This window comes from Nocardiopsis lucentensis DSM 44048 (assembly GCF_000341125.1).
Lineage (GTDB): Bacteria > Actinomycetota > Actinomycetes > Streptosporangiales > Streptosporangiaceae > Nocardiopsis > Nocardiopsis lucentensis.
This window is the reverse complement of record NZ_ANBC01000319.1, coordinates 1-5,635: the sequence shown is the minus strand read 5'-3', so window position 1 is coordinate 5,635 and position 5,635 is coordinate 1. Positions and strand designations below refer to the sequence as shown.

The window sequence follows — 5,635 nt, the reverse complement described above, 5'->3', positions numbered from 1 at the left end:
CCCGGACGGCCCCGCCGCGGCGCTCGGCTCGATCAAGGCCAACATCGGCCACACCAAGGCCGCGGCGGGCGTCGCGGGCCTGATCAAGGCGATCCTCGCCGTGTACCACCGGGTCATCCCGCCCGCCACCGGTCACCACGACCCCCACCCGCGCCTGGAGGAGGAGTCGGCGCCGCTGCGGGTACCCGACCGGGCGCTGCCCTGGCCGGAGGACCGGCCCGTACGCGCCGGCGTCTCGGCGATGGGCTTTGGCGGGGTCAACACGCACGTCACCGTCGAGTCGGCCCCCGGCCGTTCGAGCGCGGGCGTGACGGCCCGCGTCCGCGAGCTGGTGTCCGGGAGGCAGGACGCCGAGCTGTTGGCCGTGGACGCCGGTGACCTCTCCGGGGTGCGCCGACGCCTGGCGGAGCTCGCCGACGTCCTGCCCAGACTCTCCTACGCCGAACTCACCGACCTGGCGGCCGCGCTCGCCGCTGAGAGCGCCGGGGGCCTCGCCCGCGCCGCCGTGGTCGCCTCCTCACCCGAGGCGGCCGCACACGCGGTGACCGCCCTCATCGGACGGATCGACGCGGGGGACGAGGAGGTCGTCGATCCGGCCAAGGGGATGTTCCTCGCCCACCGCGGCACACCGCCCAGCATCCGCTACCTCTTCCCCGGCCAGGGGTCGGGGAGCGGCCGTACCGGAGCGTTCCGGCGCCGCTTCGCCCGGGCCGAGGAGGTCCTGGCCTCGGCCGGACTCCCGGAGGGTGGGGACCAGGTGGCCACCGAGGTCGCCCAGCCGCGCATCGTGGCCGGTTCCCTGGCCGCTCTCGCCGTCCTGGGGGATATCGGGGTCAGGGCCGACGGAGCGGTCGGACACAGCCTCGGTGAGCTGACCGCGCTGTACTGGGCGGGCGCCCTCGACGCCCCCGCCCTTCTCGACCTGGCGGCCGTCCGGGGGCGCGCCATGGCGGAGACGGGGCGCGACGACGGCGCCATGGCAGGGCTGTCGGCCCCGCCGGAGCGGGTGGCCGTCCTGATCGACGGCGAGGCCGACGTGGTCGTCGCGGGGTACAACGGCCCCGAGCAGACGGTGGTCTCCGGCACGTCCGAGGCCGTGGAGAGGATCCGCGAGCGGGCGCTCACCGAGGGGATCACCGCCACCCGCGTGAACGTCTCGCACGCCTTCCACTCCCCGTTCGTCGCGCCCGCGGCCGAGGCGCTGGCCCGCAGGCTCGCCGAGACCGACTTCGGGCGCCTGTCCCCGGGTGTGGTCTCCACGGTGACCGGCACGGACCTGTCCGCCGACACCGACGCGCGCGCGCTCCTGCGGGATCAGGTCGTGCGCCCGGTACGCTTCCACGAGGCGGTCACCCGGCTGGCGCGCGGGGCGGACCTGCTCATCGAGGCGGGGCCGGGACACGTCCTCACCGGTCTGGCGGGCGCGGCCGTCCCGGACGTCCCCGCCGTCTCCGTGGACACCGACTCCGCGTCGCTGAGGCCCTTCCTCAACGCGGTGGCCGCGGCCTACGCGCTCGGCGCCCCCGTCGACGTCCGCGCGCTCTTCTCCGGGCGGCTGGTCCGCGAGTTCCCGGAGGAGTTCGAGTTCCTGGCCAGCCCGTGCGAGACCGCGCCCAGCACCGGCGTCGGACGCACCGAGGGCGAGACGCCCCTGGGAACCGAGACGACCGACGCGGCCGGTTCGGGCGTCGAGACCTCCGAGGGCGCCGACACATTGGGGATCCTGCGCGCGCTCGTGGCCGAGCGGGTCGAACTCCCCGAGTCCATGGTGGGCGACGACACGCGCCCGCTGGACGACCTCCACCTGAGCTCCATCACGGTCGGACAGATCGTCAACGAGGTCACCCGGCGTCTGGGCATGCCCCCGATGGGGGCGACCTCGGGGTACGCCACGTCGAGTCTGCGTGAGCTGGCCGAGACCGTCGACGCGCTGTCCCGGACCGACGACGGCAGGGCGGCGACGGACCAGGCGCCGGGCGTGGCCCCCTGGGTCCGCGCCTTCGAGGTCGCCCACGTCGGCGCCGCCGTTCCCGCGGGCGCGGCGTTCGCCGAGCCCGACCCGGACGGCGCGGGGTGGAGTGTGTACGCCTCCGCGGACCATCCCCTGGCCGAGCCGCTGCGCGAGGCGCTCTCCGGGTTCGGCGGCGGTGTCCTGCTGTGCCTGCCCCCCGACGGCGGAGCCCACCTCGCCGGGACGTTCCTCGACGCCGCCCGTGCGGTGCTGGCGGCCGGCGAGCGGACGCGGTTCGTCGTCGTCCAGGGCCGACGCGGCGCGTCGGGGGTGGCCAGGACGCTGCACCAGGAGCTGCCGGGGGTGACCACCACCGTGGTCACCCTCCACGACCCCGCCCCCGACTCCCCGGAGGCGCGCGAGGAGGCGGTACGCCGGGTGGTCGCCGAGACCGCCGCCACCCCCGCCTCGGCGTACGCGGAGTCCCGCCACGACGCCGAGGGCCGGCGCACCGTTCCGGTCCTGCGCGCCACGCTCCCCGCGCAGGCCTCCGGGGAGGAGGGCTCCGCCCCGCTCGGCCCGGACGACGTGCTGCTGGTCACCGGAGGGGGCAAGGGCATCACCGCCGAGTGCGCCCTCTCCCTGGCCACCGAGTACGGGGTCCGACTCGCCCTCCTGGGGCGCGCGGCCCCGGACGAGGACGCCGAACTGTCCGCGAACCTGGAGCGCATGGCGGCGGCCGGTGTCCGACACCGCTACGCCCGGGCCGACGTCACCCGGCAGGAGGAGGTCCAGAGCGCGGTGCGGTCCCTCCAGGAGGAGCTGGGGACCGTGACCGCGGTGCTGCACGGGGCCGGGCGCAACGAGCCCACCGCCGTGGGCGGCCTCACCGAACCGGCCTTCCTGCGCACGCTCGCGCCCAAGGTCGACGGCCTCGCGGCCGTCCTCGACGCCCTCGACCCGGAGCGCCTGCGGCTGCTCGTCACGTTCGGCAGCATCATCGGCCGGGCCGGACTGCGCGGTGAGGCGCACTACTCCACCGCCAACGACTGGCTCACCGAGATGACGGTCGAGTACGGGCGGGCGCACCCGCACACGCGGGTGCTGGCGCTGGAGTGGTCGGTGTGGTCCGGAGCGGGGATGGGCGAGCGCCTCGGCGTGGTCGAGGCCCTGATGCGGGACGGCATCACGCCCGTGTCCGCGGAGGAGGGGATCTCCGTCCTCCACCGGGTGCTGGCCGACCCCTCCGCGGGTCCCGTCCTGGTCGTCAGTGGTCGTACCGGCGGGTTGCCGACGCTGGCAACGGAGGAGCGCGAACTGCCCCTCGGCCGCTTCGTGGACCGGGTCCTGGTGCACTACCCGGGAGTCGAACTGGTCACCGAGGCCGAACTGTCCTCGACCGACGACCCCTATCTGGACGACCACCTGCTCGACGGTGACATGCTCTTCCCCGCCGTGATCGGCATGGAGGCGATGACCCAGGTGGCCACCGCCGTCAGCGGGCACGAGGGCCCGCCCGTGATGGAGGGGGCGCGGTTCCTGCGGCCGGTGGCCGTCCGCCCCGGGGGCAGGACCACGCTGAGGGTGGCCGCCCTGGTGCGCGACGCCCACACGGTGGAGGTCGTCATCCGCAGTGAGGAGACCGGCTACGACGCCGACCACTTCCGCGCGCTCCTGCGCTGGCCGCGCCCGGAACCGGGAGACGGTGAGGCGCGGACGGGGGAGACGGCGGCCCCGCTGCCCGCGGTCCCGATCGACCCCGCCGAGATGTACGGGGACGTGCTCTTCCAGGGCAAGAGGTTCCAGCGGCTGCTCTCCTACCGCAGGGTGAGCGCCCGGCACGTGGTCGCGGAACTGTCCACGGCCACGCAGGGCGACTGGTTCGGTTCGTTCCTGCCCCAGGAGCGGCTCCTGGCCGACCCGGGTGTGCGCGACGCCGCCATGCACGTCCTCCAGGCGTGCGTGCCCGACGGCACCCTCCTGCCCGAGGGCGTGGACCGGATCCTCCTGGCGCGGCCGGAGGACCAGGAGTCCGAACACGTTCTGTTGGAGGCCCGCGAACGGTTCCAGGAGGGGGATTCCTACGTCTACGACGTGGACGTGCGCGACCCCTCCGGACGTGTGGTCGAACGCTGGGAGGGCCTGCGGCTGCGCGCCGTGCGCAGGAGCGGAGGCCCCGGTCCGTGGGTGCCCTCCCTGCTCGGGTCCCACCTGGAGAGGGAGCTGGAAGGGGTGCTCGGCGGCACCAGGGCCGTGGTCGTCGATCCCGATCCCGAACTCCGTCCCGGCGGGGGGAGCGAGGTGCGCGGGGGCAGGACCGAACTGGCGGTCGGCCGCGCGCTGAACCGGCCGGTGAGGGTGCGCCGCAGGCCGGACGGCCGACCGGAGATCCCCGGAGCGCGGGTCTCCTCCTCCCACGGTGCCGGGGTCACCCTGGCCGTCGTGGGCCAGGGGCGCCTGGCCTGCGACGTGGAGACCGTCGCCGAACGCTCCGACCGGGAGTGGGACGGGCTGCTCGGCCGGGACTCCGCGTCGGTGCGGGACCTGGTCGCCAAGGAGGCGGACGAGTCGGTCCACGTCTCGGCGACCCGGGTGTGGGGCGCTCTGGAGTGCCTGCGCAAGACCGACGACACCGGACGGGCGCTGACGTTGGAGGCGGTCCTGGAACACGGATGGGTGGTCCTGGCGTCCGGCGGCCTGCGCGTCGCCACCTGGGCGACCACCCTCAACGGCGAACCCGACCCGGTGGTCTTCGCCGTCCTGGCCGGAGAGGAGAGCTGATGTCCGACTACTACGAGATCCGCCACACCGTCGGTTTCGAGGAGACCAACCTGGTGGGCAACGTCTACTACGTCAACTACCTGCGGTGGCAGGGGCGCTGCCGGGAGATGTTCCTCAAGGAGCGGGCCCCCGGAGTCCTGGCCGATCTGCGCGACGACCTGAAGCTGTTCACGCTGCGGGTGGACTGCGAGTTCTTCGCGGAGATCACCGCCTTCGACGAGCTGTCCGTCCGGATGAGGCTGGGGGAGCTGACCCAGACCCAGGTGGGCTTCTCCTTCGACTACGTGCGGTTGGACCCGGAGGGGGAGACGCTGGTGGCCCGCGGATCCCAGCGGATCGCCTGTATGAGGGGGCCGAACACGGCCACCGTTCCCACCCGCGTCCCCGAGGAGCTGCGCGCGGCCCTCGCGCCGTACGCCTCGGCCGGGGCCGGAGCGGCGGTCGGCCGGGCGCCCGAGAGAGGGGCGGTGGCCTGACATGGTGGACCTGCGCCGGGTGATGTCCACGTTCGCGACCGGGGTCACGGTGATCACGGTCGGCGGGGACACCCCCCACGGCATGACGGCCAACGCCTTCTGCTCGGTCTCCCTCGACCCTCCGCTGGTCCTGTGCTGTGTCTCGGGAACCGCGCGGCTGCACAAGTCGGTCGTCTCACAGGGGCACTTCGCGGTGTCGGTGCTGTGCGCCGAGCAGGAGGACACGGCCCGGTACTTCGCGAGCCGCACCCGGCCGGAGGGCCTGGAGCAGTTCGCCTCCGTGGAGTGGTTCCCCGGACCGAGCACGAGGGCGCCCCTGATCGCCGACGCCCTGGGATGGATGGAGTGCGAGGTGGCGGAGGAGGTCGAGGCGGGCGACCACTCGGTGTTCGTCGGCCGCGTCCTGCACACCGCAGTGGGGACCGAC

General features: G+C 74.4%; 3 protein-coding genes and 1 pseudogene (1 of these 4 cut by a window edge). All 4 read left to right on the top strand.

The genetic code is table 11. The features are described 5' to 3' along the window. A pseudogene (locus D471_RS42635) lies at nucleotides 1–76 on the top strand (hypothetical protein); its annotated part reaches 92 nt to the left of the window's first position; the annotation flags it as partial. Nucleotides 77–100: 24 nt separating this feature from the next. Next, nucleotides 101–4,732 carry an SDR family NAD(P)-dependent oxidoreductase gene (locus D471_RS33935; protein WP_241479602.1) on the top strand — a complete coding sequence of 1,544 codons (4,632 nt, stop codon included), beginning with the start codon at nucleotides 101–103 and terminating at the stop codon, nucleotides 4,730–4,732. Continuing rightward, the gene (locus D471_RS0111290) at nucleotides 4,732–5,208 is read left to right on the top strand and encodes an acyl-CoA thioesterase (RefSeq protein WP_017598718.1); all 477 of its coding nucleotides are present in this window, start codon (nucleotides 4,732–4,734) and stop codon (nucleotides 5,206–5,208) included. Before D471_RS33935 ends, D471_RS0111290 begins: the two co-directional genes overlap by 1 nt. Before the next feature lies 1 nt (nucleotide 5,209). Continuing rightward, a partial coding sequence (locus tag D471_RS33930; RefSeq protein WP_017598717.1) for a flavin reductase family protein occupies nucleotides 5,210–5,635 on the top strand: 426 nt, incomplete at its 3' end.

Coding starts and splice junctions, on each gene's coding strand:
- D471_RS0111290 (WP_017598718.1), top strand. CDS start 4,732: ATGTCCGACTACTACGAGATCCGCCACACCGTCGGTTTCGAGGAGACC.